This window comes from Nocardia sp. NPDC056541 (assembly GCF_042794235.1).
GTDB lineage: Bacteria > Actinomycetota > Actinomycetes > Mycobacteriales > Mycobacteriaceae > Nocardia.
On sequence record NZ_JBHTUD010000015.1, the window covers coordinates 51,845 to 67,727 of the forward strand.

13 protein-coding genes are annotated in these 15,883 nt (G+C 68.5%); 3 read left to right on the forward strand and 10 right to left on the reverse strand.

Translation table 11 applies throughout. From position 1 onward, the window contains the following. Positions 1–12: 12 nt before the first annotated feature. From ACFQ9R_RS24975 to infA, 6 genes are all read right to left on the reverse strand, one after another. The gene (locus ACFQ9R_RS24975; RefSeq protein ID WP_056818293.1) at positions 13–1,071 is read right to left on the reverse strand and encodes a DNA-directed RNA polymerase subunit alpha; all 1,059 of its coding nucleotides are present in this window, start codon (positions 1,069–1,071) and stop codon (positions 13–15) included. Positions 1,072–1,162: 91 nt separating this feature from the next. Beyond that, positions 1,163–1,768, reverse strand: coding sequence for a 30S ribosomal protein S4 (rpsD, locus tag ACFQ9R_RS24980; protein WP_301904992.1), 606 nt, complete (start codon positions 1,766–1,768; stop codon positions 1,163–1,165). Positions 1,769–1,792: 24 nt separating this feature from the next. Continuing rightward, positions 1,793–2,206 (reverse strand): 30S ribosomal protein S11, encoded by a 414-nt coding sequence (gene rpsK / locus ACFQ9R_RS24985; protein ID WP_019045110.1) that lies wholly within the window; start codon positions 2,204–2,206, stop codon positions 1,793–1,795. Between the two features lie 9 nt (positions 2,207–2,215). Continuing rightward, positions 2,216–2,587: a 30S ribosomal protein S13 gene (gene rpsM, locus ACFQ9R_RS24990; protein WP_067448181.1), complete on the reverse strand. Its 372-nt coding sequence runs from the start codon at positions 2,585–2,587 to the stop codon at positions 2,216–2,218. Between the two features lie 180 nt (positions 2,588–2,767). Next, the gene (rpmJ, locus tag ACFQ9R_RS24995; RefSeq protein ID WP_056818299.1) at positions 2,768–2,881 is read right to left on the reverse strand and encodes a 50S ribosomal protein L36; all 114 of its coding nucleotides are present in this window, start codon (positions 2,879–2,881) and stop codon (positions 2,768–2,770) included. A gap of 145 nt (positions 2,882–3,026) precedes the next feature. Further along, a complete protein-coding gene (gene infA, locus ACFQ9R_RS25000; RefSeq protein WP_003418601.1) occupies positions 3,027–3,248 on the reverse strand; it encodes a translation initiation factor IF-1 in 222 nt (73 codons plus the stop codon). A gap of 337 nt (positions 3,249–3,585) precedes the next feature. Here infA and ACFQ9R_RS25005 point away from each other — a divergent pair, with 337 nt between their 5' ends. Further along, on the forward strand, positions 3,586–6,765 hold the full coding sequence (locus ACFQ9R_RS25005; RefSeq protein WP_378993615.1) for an AAA family ATPase: 3,180 nt from the start codon (positions 3,586–3,588) through the stop codon (positions 6,763–6,765). A 53-nt stretch (positions 6,766–6,818) separates the two neighbouring features. On the opposite strand, the gene ACFQ9R_RS25010 is transcribed toward ACFQ9R_RS25005, so the two are convergent. Further along, positions 6,819–7,319, reverse strand: a complete 501-nt coding sequence (locus ACFQ9R_RS25010; RefSeq protein ID WP_378993616.1) for a DUF4254 domain-containing protein — start codon at positions 7,317–7,319, stop codon at positions 6,819–6,821. Between the two features lie 173 nt (positions 7,320–7,492). On the opposite strand from ACFQ9R_RS25010, the gene ACFQ9R_RS25015 reads away from it, so the two are divergent. Together ACFQ9R_RS25015 and ACFQ9R_RS25020 are read left to right on the forward strand one after the other, a co-directional pair. Then, entirely contained in the window at positions 7,493–8,302 is an 810-nt protein-coding gene (locus ACFQ9R_RS25015; RefSeq protein WP_378993617.1) for a GntR family transcriptional regulator, read from the forward strand. Beyond that, positions 8,299–8,898, forward strand: a complete 600-nt coding sequence (locus ACFQ9R_RS25020) for a GNAT family N-acetyltransferase (RefSeq protein WP_378993618.1) — start codon at positions 8,299–8,301, stop codon at positions 8,896–8,898. The genes ACFQ9R_RS25015 and ACFQ9R_RS25020 overlap by 4 nt, the downstream gene beginning before the upstream one ends. Before the next feature lie 8 nt (positions 8,899–8,906). Here the strand turns inward: ACFQ9R_RS25020 and eccCa are convergent, their stop codons facing one another. Genes eccCa through eccD form a run of 3 tightly spaced genes read right to left on the reverse strand, consistent with a single transcriptional unit; the run spans position 8,907 to position 15,852 of the window. Further along, the gene (gene eccCa, locus ACFQ9R_RS25025; protein WP_378993619.1) at positions 8,907–12,974 is read right to left on the reverse strand and encodes a type VII secretion protein EccCa; all 4,068 of its coding nucleotides are present in this window, start codon (positions 12,972–12,974) and stop codon (positions 8,907–8,909) included. An 8-nt stretch (positions 12,975–12,982) separates the two neighbouring features. Next, positions 12,983–14,395, reverse strand: a complete 1,413-nt coding sequence (mycP, locus tag ACFQ9R_RS25030) for a type VII secretion-associated serine protease mycosin (protein WP_378993620.1) — start codon at positions 14,393–14,395, stop codon at positions 12,983–12,985. Further along, on the reverse strand, positions 14,392–15,852 hold the full coding sequence (gene eccD, locus ACFQ9R_RS25035) for a type VII secretion integral membrane protein EccD (RefSeq protein WP_378993621.1): 1,461 nt from the start codon (positions 15,850–15,852) through the stop codon (positions 14,392–14,394). Before eccD ends, mycP begins: the two co-directional genes overlap by 4 nt. Positions 15,853–15,883 lie beyond the last annotated feature (31 nt).

Below are 15,883 nucleotides of genomic sequence, written 5' to 3' on the forward strand. Positions count from 1 at the left end.
CTCCTGGGCGTATTAAAGCTGTTCGGTTTCGGCGTAGTCCTGCTCGCCGCCGTCGGTATCACTGAACGTGCCGCTGTCGCTCCACGTTCCGGTGCTCGCGTCGTAACCCACCACGGAGGACGGGTCGAACGACGCCGGGCTGTCCTTGAGCGAGAGGCCCAGCGTGTGCAGCTTGACCTTCACCTCGTCGATGGACTTCTGGCCGAAGTTGCGGATGTCGAGCAGGTCCGACTCGGTGCGGGCAACGAGCTCGCCCACCGTGTGCACACCCTCGCGCTTGAGGCAGTTGTAGGACCGGACGGTGAGGTCCAGGTCCTCGATCGGCAGACCGAACGAGGCGATGTGATCTGCCTCGGCCGGGCTGGGGCCGATCTCGATGCCCTCGGCTTCGACGTTGAGCTCACGGGCCAGGCCGAAGAGCTCGACCAGGGTCTTACCGGCCGAAGCCAGCGCGTCCCGAGCCGTGATGGAGTTCTTGGTCTCCACGTCGAGGATGAGACGGTCGAAGTCGGTGCGCTGCTCGACACGGGTGGCCTCGACCTTGTAGGTCACCTTGAGCACCGGGGAGTAGATCGAATCCACCGGGATCCGGCCGATTTCCGCGCCGGTCGCCTTGTTCTGCACGGCGGGCACGTAACCGCGGCCCCGCTCGACGACGAGCTCGATCTCGAGCTTGCCCTTGTCGTTCAGGGTGGCGATGTGCATGTCCGGGTTGTGCACGATGACGCCGGCAGGCGGAACGATGTCACCGGCGGTGACGGTGCCCGGGCCCTGCTTACGCACGTACATGGTGACCGGCTCGTCCTCTTCGGAGGACACGACCAGGCCCTTGAGGTTCAGGATGATGTCGGTGACATCTTCCTTCACGCCGGGGACGGTGGTGAACTCGTGCAGGACGCCGTCGATGCGGATGCTCGTGACCGCGGCCCCCGGGATGGAGGACAGCAGGGTACGACGCAGCGAGTTGCCGAGGGTGTAACCGAAGCCCGGCTCGAGGGGTTCGATGGTGAACTTCGAGCGGTTCTCCGCCACAACCTCTTCGGTCAGTGTCGGACGCTGGGAAATCAGCATGAGGATCTACTTCCTGTTCAGGGCATCCGCTATTTGATGCCTCGTCAGTGATTGCGGGGGTCGCCGCGTAGCGACCCCCACCGTTAAGCGATTACTTCGAGTAGTACTCGACGATGAGCTGTTCCTGCAGCGGCACATCGATCTGCGCGCGCTCGGGCAGCTGGTGCACCAGGATGCGCAGGCGGCCGGGGACGACCTGCAGCCAACCGGGAACCGGACGGTCGCCGACGGTCTCGCGAGCCACCTGGAACGGCAGCGTCGGGAGCGACTTCTCCTTGACATCGATGATGTCGTACTGGGAGACCTGGTAGCTGGGGACGTTCACCTTGACACCGTTGACGATGAAGTGACCGTGGCTGACCAGCTGACGGGCCTGACGACGGGTACGGGCCAGACCGGCGCGGTACACGACGTTGTCCAGACGCGACTCGAGCAGACGGAGCAGGTTGTCGCCGGTCTTACCCTTGAGGCGGTTGGCCTCTTCGTAGTAACGACGGAACTGCTTCTCCATGACGCCGTACGAGAAGCGAGCCTTCTGCTTCTCCTGCAGCTGCATGAGGTACTCGGATTCCTTGATCCGCGCGCGGCCGTGCTGGCCGGGCGGGTAAGGACGACGCTCGAACGCCTGGTCGCCTCCGACGAGGTCGACGCGCAGACGACGCGACTTGCGGGTGATGGGGCCTGTATAACGTGCCATTTTGAGCTTTTTCCTTTCCCGCTATTAGACGCGACGCCGCTTGGGCGGACGGCAGCCGTTGTGCGGCTGAGGAGTGACATCGGAGATCGAGCCGACCTCCAGGCCGGCGGCCTGCAGCGAACGGATCGCGGTCTCGCGGCCCGAACCCGGGCCCTTCACGAACACGTCGACCTTCTTGACGCCGTTCTCCTGCGCCTTGCGGGCAGCGTTCTCGGCAGCGAGCTGCGCGGCGAACGGGGTGCTCTTACGCGAACCCTTGAAACCGACGTGACCCGACGACGCCCACGAGATGACATTGCCCTCGGGGTCGGTGATCGAGACGATGGTGTTGTTGAACGTGCTCTTGATGTGCGCGTGGCCGTGCGGGATGTTCTTCTTATCCCGGCGACGCGACTTCTGAGTCTTCTTCGGGCCAGCGGCCCGGCTCTTCGGAGGCATACGCTATCCCTACTTCTTCTTGCCGGCGACGGTCTTCTTCGGACCCTTGCGCGTACGCGCGTTGGTCTTGGTGCGCTGACCACGAACGGGCAGGCCACGACGGTGGCGGATGCCCTGGTAGCAGCCGATCTCGATCTTGCGACGAATATCGGCCTGAACCTCGCGGCGCAGGTCACCTTCGACCTTGTAGTCCGAAGCCTCGATGTACTCGCGGAGCTTCGCCAGGTCGTCGTCGTTCAGGTCCTTGGAGCGCAGGTCGGGGCTGACGCCCGTCTCGGCCAGGATCTGGGTGGCGCGGGTGCGCCCGATTCCGAAAATGTAGGTCAGCGCGATCTCCATGCGCTTTTCGCGCGGGAGATCAACGCCCATCAGACGTGCCATGTGGCAGGTTCCTTAATGGTTGCGGAGGTCTGCTCCCCGTCCGTCCCCCCGTCTTCACAAAGGTGGGGGCACCGGCCTCCGTGCCGGTGGATGGCGCGCACAAGTACGTGCGTGCTGGAACTGGGAGTGCTTCTTTCGGTCAGTCCGATCAGACGATCGGTGCCCGGTGGTGAGGCTGTATCAGCCCTGACGCTGCTTGTGGCGCAGGTTGTCGCAGATCACCATGACCCGACCATGACGGCGGATCACCTTGCACTTCTCGCAGATCTTCTTGACGCTCGGATTAACCTTCACGTCAGTCCAATCTTGTATTGGTCCACACAGGTGGTGTGAACACAGTTTTTCCCCAGCCAGAGGACCGGGGAAGTCTGGTGTGCGTCCCGTTGCCGGGACACTGTGCGACGCCGCGCGCCGGTGAGGCTCGCGACGCCGTCAGGCATCACTTGTAGCGGTAGACAATCCGGCCGCGTGAGAGGTCGTACGGCGACAGCTCGACGACCACGCGGTCTTCCGGAAGGATACGAATGTAGTGCTGCCGCATCTTTCCGCTGATGTGCGCGAGAACCTTGTGACCGTTCTCGAGCTCGATCCGGAACATCGCATTGGGCAGCGGCTCGACAACTCGACCCTCGACCTCGATGGCCCCGTCTTTCTTCGCCATATCCTCCGCGATCCCGGTTACGCTCAACCTGAGTTTGATGGCCGTCCGCGTGTGTAGCGTCGACCAAGAGCCTGTCGACATGCATGCGAACAGTCGGCGCATAGGTGCACCGCCGCTCAAGCTTACCGGGCCGGGCGGCCAGAGGCAAAAATGCCCCGAACCGTACACCCTGACCGGGCACCGTGCCGCACAATCGGGAGGCCTGCGCGCGCGCCGCCCTGAGCACGGTGTCTAGCCACCGGGCGGCCACCACGCCGTGGGGGTTGTCGCGTAAACTCACCGGCGTCGGAGAAGTGGGTCGATCAGATCGGGGGACCCTGGTGAGCGAGGCGTGCCGGTGAGCCGCAACAACGACAGCCTCCCCATGCTGCCGCCGTGGCTGTCGGAGAGCGACGTCACACAGGTCGGTTACGAGGCTCCGGTCGAGAACCTGCCCCAGGACGACGAGATCGACGACGCACCCAAACGCCGCCGCTTCATGGGCGGGCGCGGTGACGACGCGCCGCGCAAGGAAAAGGGCAGGCGCCGCCGCAAGGATCGCGAATCCGAGGAAGAGGCAGCCACCCCACGTCCGGGCGAGGCCGCCGAACAGCGCCGCCCCGCCGAGCCGACCCACCAGTCCGGTTCCGGCTGGTCCACCCCGCAGCAGCCCGCCGACCCGCTGATCCCCGGCCCGTCCCACCAGCAGCCCCGCCGCGACGAGCAACCGCGTCCGCAGCCCACCTACGAGCAGCCCGCACCCCAGACCGGCCGCGACGCGTCGCAATACCAGCAGGCCGCGCCCGCACAGCCGAACGCCGGGTGGCCACAGCCGAACGCCGGGTGGCAGGCCGCCCCGAACCCGCTGACTCCCCCGGTCAACCCGCCGTTGTCGTCGGCGGATCCGGCACCGCGACCGGACACCAACGGTCCGTCGTCGGTTCCGGGGCCCTCGGCCGCGGATCCGGCGCCGTGGGCAGGCGGTCAGGCGTCGACAGCGGCTCCGTGGTCGGCAAGTCAGCCACCGGCAGATCACGCGCCGACATCCACCGGCACACCCCCTCCGCTCCCGCCGTCGCCCACCAGCGTGCCCACACACACGGGCCCGGCAATACCCGCGCCGACCAGCGAGGCCGTGGACCACGCCGCGAACGCGCTCCCGACCCGGACGCCCGCGCCACCGTCGACCGGCTTCACCCCGCTCGGCCCGAACCAGCAGCGCCCCGACCTTCCCCCGCCCCCTCCGCTGCCGGACCCGCCCGCGCGTCCGACCCAGGCCCCACCGCGCCTGACCGTCCCGCCGCAGCCGACCACCGCCGAATCCCGGCCGCTCGCCGCCGAACCGCAGCCGATCGGCGCCGACCAGGCGGTCGGGCAGGCAGACCATGCGCCATCGCCGGTCACCGCACGGGACGAGGTCGAACAGCACGCCACAGACACACTGTCGACACCCGCGCCCAGCGAGGTCGCGCAGTCCGCCGATGTGGAACCTCGTCTGCCGTCGTCGTTCCAGGAAGCCGAGCAGGCCACACCGCCTCGTCGCGCAGCGGCCGAGGTGGCCGAACCATCCCCGGCGACGACCGCCGCGGAGGCCACCGAATCGCCGACAACCGGTGCGCGCCACTCGGCCGACGGGCGGTCCGCGCCCGACGAGGACGCAGTCGCGTCTCGACACGGGTCGCCGTACAGCTCCGCCGAGTCCGTAGCTCCGCAACAGCCGCCGGCTACCGAGCAGCGGTCGCCGTACGCATCGGGCGAGCGCGTGCCGCCGTCGGCTTACCCCGCGACGCAGTACAACTCGGTCCCCGGTGACCCGACACCGGTCGCGCCGACGCATGCGCCGGATGGGCGGACCGAGGTGTACCGGTCCGATGATCCACGGCTACAAGGCAGTGCGCCGGGTGAGCACGGGCAGGCGAATCGGCAGGGTGGCACGAACCCCGCGGAACAAGCACGCGCCGCGCAGACCGGGTATCGCTCGGGTGAATTCGTGCAGGCGGCCGACACCGCGTCGCCGTATCCCCGCCCCGACGGCACCCCGGCCCAGCACCAGCAGCCCGACGGTCTGCCCACGTACGGTCCCGACGGCGTCGCCCAGCGGCCCGACGGCGCGGCACCGCAGTATCGGCCCGATGCCGCACCCGCGCAGCAGCCCGACGGCGCCCCCGTGCAGCAGTATCGGCCGGACGGCTCCCCCGCTCCGCACTATCAGCAGCCGAATCAGGGGGCGCAGCAACAGTTCCCGCCGAACGGTCCGGCCCCGCAGTACCAGCCCGACGGCACGCCCGTGCCGCAGTACCAGTCCGACGGCACGCCCGTTCCGCAGTACCAGCCCGACGGCACGTCGGCACAGCAGTACCAGCCCGACGGCACGTCGGCACAGCAGTACCAGCAGCCGCAAGGCCCCGGTCAGCAGTACCAGCCCGACGGCACGCCCGCGCAGCAGTACAACCAGCCCAACGGGCCCGGCCCGCAGTACCAGCCCGACGGCACACCGGCCCAGCAGTACCAGCAGCCGAACGCGCCGCAGCAGTACCAGCAGCCGGGCAACTACCAGCAGGGCCACCAGCAGCCCTACGGCCAACCGGGTTGGGGCGCACAGCCACAGGGCTACCAGCCCTCGCTCGACGACGTCCCGGTCAAGCGCGCCAAGAAGGCTCCCGGCAGTGGTTGGCGCAAGGCCGTGCATCACGTGTCCGGCGGTGCGATCAACCCGGGGATGTCCGCCGAGGAGCTGCGTCTGCAGGAACTCGTGGCCCGTATCCGCCAGCCTGTGCGCGGCGACTACCGCATCGCGGTCCTCTCACTGAAGGGCGGCGTCGGCAAGACCACCACCACCACCGGTCTCGGCTCGATCTTCGCCTCGATCCGCGGCGACCGAGTGATCGCCGTCGACGCCAACCCCGACTTCGGCACCCTGTCGCAGCGCGTCGCCATCCAGACCCGCTCGACCGTGCGCGACCTGCTGCTCGACCCGGCGATCCAGCGCTACTCCGATGTCCGCAGGCACACCTCCCAGGGCTCGAGTCGCCTGGAAGTCCTTGCCAGCGAGCGCGATCCGGCTGCGTCGGAGGCGTTCAACGACGAGGAATACCGGGCCGTGGCCCGCATCCTGCAGCGCTTCTACAACATCATCCTCACCGACTGCGGCACCGGTCTGATGCACTCGGCGATGAGCGGCGTCCTCGACCTCGCCCATTCGCTCGTGCTCATCTCCTCGGCCGCCATCGACGGCGCCCGCAGCGCCGCCGCGACCCTGGACTGGCTGTCCCTGCACGGCCACGACCATCTGGTCCGCAACGCGGTGGTCGTGATCAACCTCCCGCGCGAGGGCTCACCGAACGTCGGTGTCCAGCAGCTGCGCGAGTACTTCCTGTCCCGCTGCCGCGCCGTTCACATCATCCCGTTCGACGAGCACCTCTCCGAGGGCGCCGAGATCGACCTGCACCGCTTGCACAAGACCACCAAGCGCGCGTACGTGGAACTGGCGGCGACGGTGGCCGACGAGTTCGGCGTCCACCACCACCGCCTCGGCTGACACACACGGCACACCACGCCCCGCGGGGCGTGGTGTGCGGTCGAAGGGCTAGCTCACCACTCGGGCAGCCGCCTGCGCCCGGCCAGTACGTCACGCACCAGATCGTCGTAGGCGTCGGCCAGTTCGGCCAGGTGGTGCCACGCGCAGTGCAGCATTTCGTCGTTGGCCGCCAGCGTCATCAGTGCGTGGTGCGCTCGCACGGAAGCCTCGGCCATGCGGTCGATGACCGAGCCGACGGTCTCCGTGTGCAGCGTGGCGCCGAGGCGGTGCTGCGGGATGGCCCGCAAAACCCAGTCGTCGATCGCCAGCACCAGTTCACTACGCCGGCAGTCGATTTCGCGCAGGACCACCGGATCGGTGTCGACTCGCCCCCCGCGCCCGACGATCCGTTTCTCGTGCAGCACGGCCAGATCACGCGCGAACCACAGCAGCGGTCCGCCGACCACCCGATGTCCGCGACACGCCCGGACGAGAATGTCGGAGAGGGGTAACAGACCGGTAGCTGCCGGGAGCCCGGCGGTATCGACACTCCGCACTGTGTCGGGGAAAGCCATTACAACTGTAGAACTCTCCGAACCAGCCACGTTGCCTCGCCGTCATCGCCGCAGAGCACCGGATCAGGACGTTCATTACAATAAACCTCGCAAGCTTTCTGTCAAGCATTACTCGGCCGTAGGTAACCGATACGAGTACACTTCGTTACCTGCACGACCTACCGAGGAGCATGATGGCGGACGGTCCGACCTATCTCCGGATCGCGAACCTCCTCCGTGAGGAGATCCACGCGGGCACATGGAAACCGGGCGACCGGTTACCCAGCCACTCCGAGCTCGCCGATCAGATGCAGGTCTCGATCACCACCTCGCGCAACGCGATTCAGGTGCTCGTCGCCGAAAATCTCGTCTACACAGCAACTTCCCGCGGCACCATCGTGCGCAACCAGGAGGTCCTGGAGTCGGTGGTCACCGACCACATCCGGCGCGATCGGCCCAGGTCGGCACACGACATCTTCGAGGAGATCGCGCGCGCGGCCAACCGGGAACCGTCCAAGCAATTCAGCACCAGGATGGAACCCGCGAACACCGAAGTCGCGCGCTGGCTCGGTGTCGCCGCCGATTCCTGGGTGCTCGCGCGCACGGTGGTGCAGTACCTGGACAACGAACCGTGGTCGTGGGAGGTGAGTTTCTACCCCCGCGACCTCGCCGAAGCCGCGGGCATCGACTCGCCACACGACATCCCCGAGGGCACCACCCGCCGTCTGGCCGATCGCGGCTACGGCGAGACCGCCCACCGCGACACCGTGCTGGCGCGCGCCGCCACCGCCGAAGAAGCGGCAGTGCTCGGCGTCGCCACCGGCACCGTCCTGCTCGACCATCTGCGCATCGGCGCCAACCATGAACGCGTCACCCGCGCCACCCGCCACCGTTCCCTGGCGGGCCGCAACCAGCTGGCCTATCAGCTCGGCGACAACACGGGCACCGACGTCATCGCCCGCACGTTGGGCATCGCACCCGGGTTGGCCGTCGCGCTGCCATGACGGTGCGCCTGCGCCCGGCCACCCTGGGCGACCTGCCGCTGATCTGCCGCCTGCGCGTGCAGCGCACGTCGTGGCTGACGGCACGCGGGTCGGATCAGTGGACAGTGGCGGGACGCGGTCGACCGATCGAGATCTTCGCCGGGGCGGTCGGGCGGGCGCTGGATCGCGGTGAGACGTGGATCGCGGAGGTCGACAGTGAGCCCGCCGGGACGATCACGGTCAACCAGCGAGCCGATCCCGGCCTGTGGTCGACGTGGGAGCTGGCCGAGTCGGTGATCGTGCACTTCATGATCGTCGACCTGCGGTTCGCGGGTCTGCAGGTGGGGCACCGGATGCTCGCCCACGCCGCCCGGCTGGCCGACCAGAAGCACCGGGACTGGGTCCGCCTCGATGCCTGGACCGCCAACCGCCACCTGCACGACTACTACCGCCGCGCCGGCTTCACCCTGGCCCGCATCGCCGACCCACTGGCGAGGGGCCCGTCCTGCGCGCTGTTCGAACGCCGCACCGACAGCTGGTGCGGTTCACCGGTCCGCCGCCCGGCGCACCGGCGTTCCGTCCCGGCACTGCCGCTGATGGATCACTTCCCCGGCTGAGTGCGCGGTTACAGCGGTGGCAGGTCGGCGATGTGCACGAGTTCGATGCCCTGGCTGCGGGAGACCAGCGTGCCTCGGCCGGGCGGCATCTTGCTCGGGCGGACATCGCCGATCAGCTTTCCCTCGTCCCGGGAACCGCTCATGATCAGCGTCTGCACCGACAGGTTCTTCATCGCGCCGAGCACCGGGTCGTACAGCGCACGCGACGCGCCACCGATGCGGCGGGTGACGACCAGGTGCAGGCCGATATCGCGTGCCTGCGGCAGGTATTCGAGCAGCGGGGCGAAGGGGTTGACCGATCCGGTGACCACCATGTCGTAGTCGTCGACGACGACATAGATCTCCGGGCCGGACCACCAGCTGCGTTCACGCAGTTGCTGCTGGGTGATGTCGGAACCGGGAATTCGCTTGGCCAGATAGCCCGCCACCTCGGCGATCATCGGCCCACAGGTCTGTGACGAGGTCGAGTATCCGGCCAGCTGATCGCCCTCGAGCACACCGAGCATGGTGCGCCGGTAGTCGATCAGGATGACCCGCGCCTCGGACGCGTCGGACTGTTCGGCGATGCTCATCACGATGTTGCGCAGCAGCGTGGTCTTGCCGCATTCCACGTCCGCGAAGGCCATGAAGTGCGGTTCGAGACCGAAATCCAGTACCAGCGGCTGCAATTCGGACTCGCCGAGACCGACGACGACCTTGCTGCGGTCGAGCTTGACGCCCTGCCCCTTGGCGGTGGCGACGACCTCGTCGCGCGGGAAGCTCAGCGGCAGCATGCGCACCTGCGGGGCACGGCGTCCCGGATACAGTGCGATGAGCTCTTCGCGAGCCCTGGTGACACCGTCGGCGACCGTGGACGGATCGGAGTCCGAATCCAGGCGGGGCAACGCGATCAGCATGTGCAACTGTTCGCGGGTGAGACCCCGGCCCGGCCTGCCGACCGGAACCTGGTGCGCGGTGCGGCGATTCATCTCCGAGTCACCGGGGTCGCCCAGGCGCAGCTCCAGCCTGGTACCGACCTGGTCCTTGACCACCGGCCGGATCTCGGCCCAGCGCGAGGCGCCGATCATCAGGTGGACGCCGAAGGAAAGACCCTGGGTGGCAATGGCATTGATCAGCGGTTCGAGGATGTCGAATTCCTCGCGGATGGCGCCCCAGCCGTCGATCACCAGGAACACGTCACCGAACTGGTCGGCTGCGAGCAGGTCGCCCGGTGCGGCGGTGGTCCCGTTGATCTGTCGCGCCTCGAGCGCGGAGAACTTGCGCCGGCGGAACTCGGCCATGGATTCGATGCCGAGCTCGGCGAATCGTTCCTCGCGCTGCCGCATGAGGGTGGTGAGCTCGGCGATGGTGCGCCGGACCCGATCGCCGTCGAGACGACCGGCAACCGAACCGACGTGCGGGATCCCGACCAGACCGGCCATGCTGCCGCCACCGAAGTCGAGGCAGTAGAACTGCACCTGCTCGGGCGTGTGCGTGGCGGCCGCGGCCAGGATGATCGTGCGCAAGGTGGTCGACTTGCCCGACTGCGGGCCACCGACCACCGCGACATTGCCCTGTGCGCCCGCGAGATTGATGGTGAGCACGTCGCGGCGCTGCTCGTAGGGCTTGTCGATGACACCGATCGGCATCCACAGCTGACCGTGCCGGTTCACCGGCGATCGCCAGTCGGGGTCGGGCAGCAACATGTCGGCGGTCGGCGATTCCTCCAGCGGTGGCAGCCACACTTCGTGGGCGGGCCTGCCGTGCCCGGTCAGCCGCTTGACCACCACGTCGAGCAACGAATCCGGGATACCCTCCTCGGCGCTCTGACCACCGGGCGGGGGCGGTGGTGGGAGTTCCGGCCGACCGCGCAGGATCGGGTCGGTCTCCTCGTGTTCCGGCTCGAGCTCGGCGGCTTCGACGGGGGCCGCGGTGAACACCACGGGCCGTTGCCCGCCGACCGGCGCGCCGTCGTCGTCGATGACCGTGCCGACCGGCGCGACATAGGAACCCGAGACGTAACTGGCGTTGAACCGAAGCGGTTCGGAGGCATCGCTTTTCAGGTAGCCCGCGCCGGGCACGCTGGGCAGGTGGTAGGCGTCGGTGATGCCGAGTACCGCGCGCGATTCGTTGGCCGAGAAGGTGCGCAGACCGATCCGGTAGGACAGGTGCGATTCCAGGCCGCGCAGCTTGTTCTCCTCCAGGCGCTGCGAGGCCAGCAGCAGATGCACGTGCAGCGAGCGACCGAGACGGCCGATCATCACGAACAGTTCGGCGAAATCCGGTTTCTGCGAGAGCAATTCGGAGAACTCGTCGACCACCACGAACAGCGCGGGTAGCGGGTCGAGCGGAACGCCTGCCGCCCTTGCCTTCTCGTAGTCGGTGACGTTGGCGTAGTTGCCCGCCGAGCGCAGCAGTTCCTGGCGGCGGTTCATCTCACCGGCGAGCGCGTCCTTCATGCGGTCGACCAGCGAGAGCTCGTCCTCGAGGTTGGTGATCACGGCCGCGACGTGCGGCAGCGAGTCGAGGCCGAGGAACGTCGCGCCACCCTTGAAGTCGACGAGCACCAGGTTGAGGGCATCCGGCGAATGCGTGGTGACCAGCGAAAGTACCAGCGTACGAAGGAACTCCGACTTGCCCGAGCCCGTGGCGCCGATGCACAGGCCGTGCGGGCCCATGCCGTTCTCGGCCGACTCCTTGATGTCGATCTCGACCGGCGTGCCGTCCGGGGTGATACCGATCGGCACCCGCAGGCGTTCCCGCGCGGTTCGCGGTCGCCACACCCTGGCCGGGTCGATCTGGGCGGCATCGGGAATGCGCAGCAGGGCCATCAGGCCGGGGTCGCTGGTGGTGCCCTCCCCCAGGCTGACGATCTGCGCGGCCGTCGCGAGCCGATAGCGGGCGAGTGAGCGCGCGAAGGCCGCCGCCTCGGCCGAGCTGACCTCGTCGGCCGTGGCGAACCGTTCCACCCCGGCGGCACTGCGCGCCGACACCGCGCCGTCGGCGACGACCAGTTGCAGGCCGCGGCGCGCCGCGAGTCCGTTCTCCGGCGCGGTCAGATCGAGCACGGTCACCGAGTCGAGGCCGGATTCGCTGATGGTGCGCTCGTTACCGCTGATGTAGCCGTCATCGATCACCACCACCAGGTGCAACCGGCCCTGGGTGGGCTGCGGATTGCGCATGAACCGGCCGCGTTCCATCAGCTCGGTCTGCAACGCCGATTCGAGCTCGCCCAGCGAGGTGTACATCATCCGCGCCGAGCCCAGTCCGTCGCGCACCGACGGATGCTGCACGTGCGGAAGCCATTTCGCCCAGGCCCAGTGCGTATCGGGATCGGCGCAGACGATGGCGACGACGAGATTGTCCGGCCCGTGGAAGGTGGTCAGTTCCATCAGCATGGCCCGCACCAGCTCGCGGCCCTCGTCGAGGTCGCCACCGATATTGATGGCGGGGAAGGCCCGCAGCGAGACCGCGGTCGGCAGTTCGTGCACCACCGAATGCGTGCGGACGAAACGGCGCAGCGCCACCGTGGACACCGGTTCGAGGTCTTCGAGTGGGCCGGTTTCGGGCCTGGCCAGCTTGGTGGCGAGGCGGTGGCTGCCGACGCCGACCCGCACATGCCCGAAGTCGGGGTCGTTGGGACGGCGCTCCCACATCCGCCTGCTCCCGATCAGCGAGGGCAGATCGGCGGGTTCGGGATGACTCCAGCCGAGCGTCTCGAGCTGTTTGGTGCCGGTGGTGCGCACGTCCTTGCGCACCTGGTCGAGATACCGGAAGTAGTCCTTGCGTTCCTCGTTGAGCTCGACGGCGCGCTTGGGACCACCGCCGCGCATGCCCGCCATCATGCCGACCATCGACATGAGCATCATCATCGGGAACATCATCATCATCGGATTGGCCAGCAGATTGCGGCCCATCGTGACCATCATCGCGATCATGCCGACCACCGCCACCACCATGATGACGGGCATCAGCTTCATCATCAGCGGCGACGGGATGGCGCGCTGGATCTCCGGCGGCGGGGTGAGCGCTACTTCACCACCCGGTGCGCGCGGCGGCGCGATCCGGGGGCGACGGACGAAACCTTCGGTTGCCATCGAACCCTCTACTCCTCGAATTCCTGATTGAGGTCAACACCGCGGCGGCGGAACGGGAACCCGAACGCGGCGCCGATTCCCAAGGCGGCCAACAGCAACAGCGATCCGGCGATCGCGACCTGGCGCGGGCGGGAATCCGGTTCCGGCGCCACGTAGGGTTCGGCGATCGGATGGCCGATGTCGGCGCCCCTGCTGGGCGGCTCGGCGGACAACGGTGCGGTGAGCGCCGCGAGCGGGTCGATCAGACCGGCGCCGATGGCGTCGTCACGGCCGCGCCCCGGTGCGTGCGCGGTGCGGGTGATCCGTTCGATCACCTGCTGGGCGGACAGGTCCGGAAAGCGCGACCGGATCAGCGCGGCCAACCCCGCGACATACGGTGCGGCGAAACTGGTTCCGTCGACCGGCTGCACACCCTCCATCGTCTGCACGCCGTCGACCAGCCCGGTGCCACCGGGCTTGCTGTCCAGCGACACGATGTTGCGGCCGATCGCGGCGGCCCCGACCCACGGCCCGCGCAGCGACAGCGCCGAGGGCTGGCCGTCGGCGTCGACCGAACCGACCGACAGCACGTACGGGGTGAACCACGCCGGGGACGGGACAGTGGTCACCGAACTCCAGCCGGACCCCTCGTTCTGGTTCTGGCACGGCCCGCCCTGCTCCACATTGCCCGCCGCCGCCACGACCACCACGTTGCGGTCGTAGGCGTACTTCACGGCGGCGCCGAGCGCGCCGTCGGCGGTATTGGAACCGGCTGCGGTGCAGGCCACCTCGGAGATGTTGATCACGGTGGCGCCCATGTCCACCGCGCGCACGACCGCACCGGCGAGGGTGAGCACACTGCCGTAGCCGTCGCTGCGCAGCGCACCGTCCTCCTTGACCGAACCGGCCCTGTCCTTGCGGTCATAGGCGAGGCTGAGCTGGCGGATGGCCAGGATCTCCGCGTCCGGGGCGACCCCGACGAACGCGTCGTCGGGTGAGGGCCGGGCGGCGATGATGCCCGCCACCAGTGTGCCGTGGCCGTCGCAGTCGACGGTGCCGTCGGTATCGCTCACGTAGTCGCCGCCCGCTTGCAGCGCGGGCAGGCGCGGATGCCGGTTGACGCCGGTATCGATCACGGCCACCTTCTGCCCGGCCCCCCGGCTGAACTGCCAGGCCGAGGGCAGATCGAGGACCTGCTGCGACATCGGCGGTTCGACCGGGGCGTTGCCGCGCAGCACCGGTTCGGCACACAGTTCGCGCTGTTCGGTCGCCTCGAGTGGAGCCGGCCTACCACTCAGCGCCAGCGCGGCGTCGAGCGCGCCCGGATCGATGCGCGGCGGAGCGATGGCGCCCGCGGGCGCCGGGAATCCGGCGACCGTGCCGAGCACGGTCGCCGCACAGGTGAGCCGCAGCAGCGCGCGCCGCATGGCTGCGCCGGTCATATGTTGCGGGCGGTCGAGTACACATCCATCACCCACAGTGCGAGCGGGATCATCGTGATGATCAACAGGTACTCGAAGATCTCGATCATCCGCCGCGTCACCGGTGTCACTTCGACATGGGGTCCGATGACGCCGAACCCGATCACAGCACCCGCGGTCGCCAACAGCAGTGCCACCGCGACGAATTCGAGCGATTCGTGGCCGAGGCCGAGGCCCGTGAGCAACGCGAACAGAGTGAGCGCGCCCGCGATGATCAGCGTGGCGGCCTGCACCAGGTCAGCGTAGGAGCGACCGCGCAGACACAGCACGATCCCCGCGACCGCCGCGAGCGCGACGCCGCCGGAGTGGAACGAGCCGAACGGGTCGGCCGCGCCCACGGCACCGATCAGCGCGGCGAGCGCGCAGGCGACGACGAGGCCGGTCTGGATCTGATTCGCGACCCGGGCACGTTCGCCGAGCCCGGCCGCCGAAGGCAGCGCGATCGCGCCGACCGCGCCGACGCCCTCGATGGTGGGGCGCTGTTCGTGATCGGCGGGATCGATCGCCCCGCCCGCCGTGGGCACCGGCGGAATAGGCAGCCGTGCCGTCACCGCGGCCAGCCGTGGCACCGACGACAGCAGCATCACCGCCGCCACGAGCACCCCGGCGAACAGCTTGGCCAGCCCCGGATGCCAGATCAGGTAGATCACACCCGACACCGCGCCGAACACGCTGAGCGTGATCGCGGCGGCGAACAATCCGGCTCCGATTCCGGTGACCCGATACCCGATCACCGCGGCGACCAGGAGCATCACGCTGCCGAGCAACAGGCTGCCCGCACCGAGCACGCCCGGCACCACCAGCGCACCACCGCCGAACAACAGCAGCAGCGCGTCCAGCGAAAGCCAGTTCGCGGTAATCGAATCCGTGAATTTCCGCGCGGCGATTCCGGCCGCCGCCGACGCGGCGATCCCGGTACCGAGCAGCGCGAACGCCGGGGCGAGCGGATCGGTGTGGGTGCGCGAGACGATCAGCAGCGCGAGTGCGGCGATGATCGAGACGGTCGCCAGCACGAGCCCGGCCCAGCGGGCCGCCGATCCGGACCAACCGCGGAACTCGCCTGCGGTGAGCCGGGATACGGCGTCGATGACGTCGTCGAACAGCGCGGGCGACTCCCTGCGGGTCACCGGGCTCAGCACCAGCAGCTCACCGTCGTAGACCTCGGCCTCGGTGAGCGTGCGGCTCGGCGCGAGGGGGTCCTGCCCGAGTCGCGCCAGCGTCCAGTGCTGGGCGCGGATCGGAGCGGAGTCCTCGTCGCCGTCGGGCAGGCGCGGATCCCGCGAACGGATCAGCGCCACCAGATCACCGATGAATCCGGCGATCGGCACCGTGGCGGGCAGACCTATGTCGAGCTGCGTATCACCCCCGATCACTGAAACTCGGCATAGTTCGGGCTCATTGCCTAACAACGTCGACACCAGTGATGAACTCTCAGTCGTAGCTGACTAC

What these genes read in the sequence shown, in the direction of transcription:
- ACFQ9R_RS24975 (WP_056818293.1), bottom strand. Translation starts at nt 1,071, where the DNA reads ATGCTGATTTCCCAGCGTCCGACACTGACCGAAGAGGTTGTGGCGGAG.
- eccCa (WP_378993619.1), bottom strand. Translation starts at nt 12,974, where the DNA reads ATGGCAACCGAAGGTTTCGTCCGTCGCCCCCGGATCGCGCCGCCGCGC.
- ACFQ9R_RS25010 (WP_378993616.1), bottom strand. Translation starts at nt 7,319, where the DNA reads ATGGCTTTCCCCGACACAGTGCGGAGTGTCGATACCGCCGGGCTCCCG.
- mycP (WP_378993620.1), bottom strand. Translation starts at nt 14,395, where the DNA reads ATGACCGGCGCAGCCATGCGGCGCGCGCTGCTGCGGCTCACCTGTGCG.
- infA (WP_003418601.1), bottom strand. Translation starts at nt 3,248, where the DNA reads ATGGCGAAGAAAGACGGGGCCATCGAGGTCGAGGGTCGAGTTGTCGAG.
- rpsD (WP_301904992.1), bottom strand. Translation starts at nt 1,768, where the DNA reads ATGGCACGTTATACAGGCCCCATCACCCGCAAGTCGCGTCGTCTGCGC.
- ACFQ9R_RS25020 (WP_378993618.1), top strand. Translation starts at nt 8,299, where the DNA reads ATGACGGTGCGCCTGCGCCCGGCCACCCTGGGCGACCTGCCGCTGATC.
- rpsK (WP_019045110.1), bottom strand. Translation starts at nt 2,206, where the DNA reads ATGCCTCCGAAGAGCCGGGCCGCTGGCCCGAAGAAGACTCAGAAGTCG.
- rpsM (WP_067448181.1), bottom strand. Translation starts at nt 2,587, where the DNA reads ATGGCACGTCTGATGGGCGTTGATCTCCCGCGCGAAAAGCGCATGGAG.
- ACFQ9R_RS25015 (WP_378993617.1), top strand. Translation starts at nt 7,493, where the DNA reads ATGGCGGACGGTCCGACCTATCTCCGGATCGCGAACCTCCTCCGTGAG.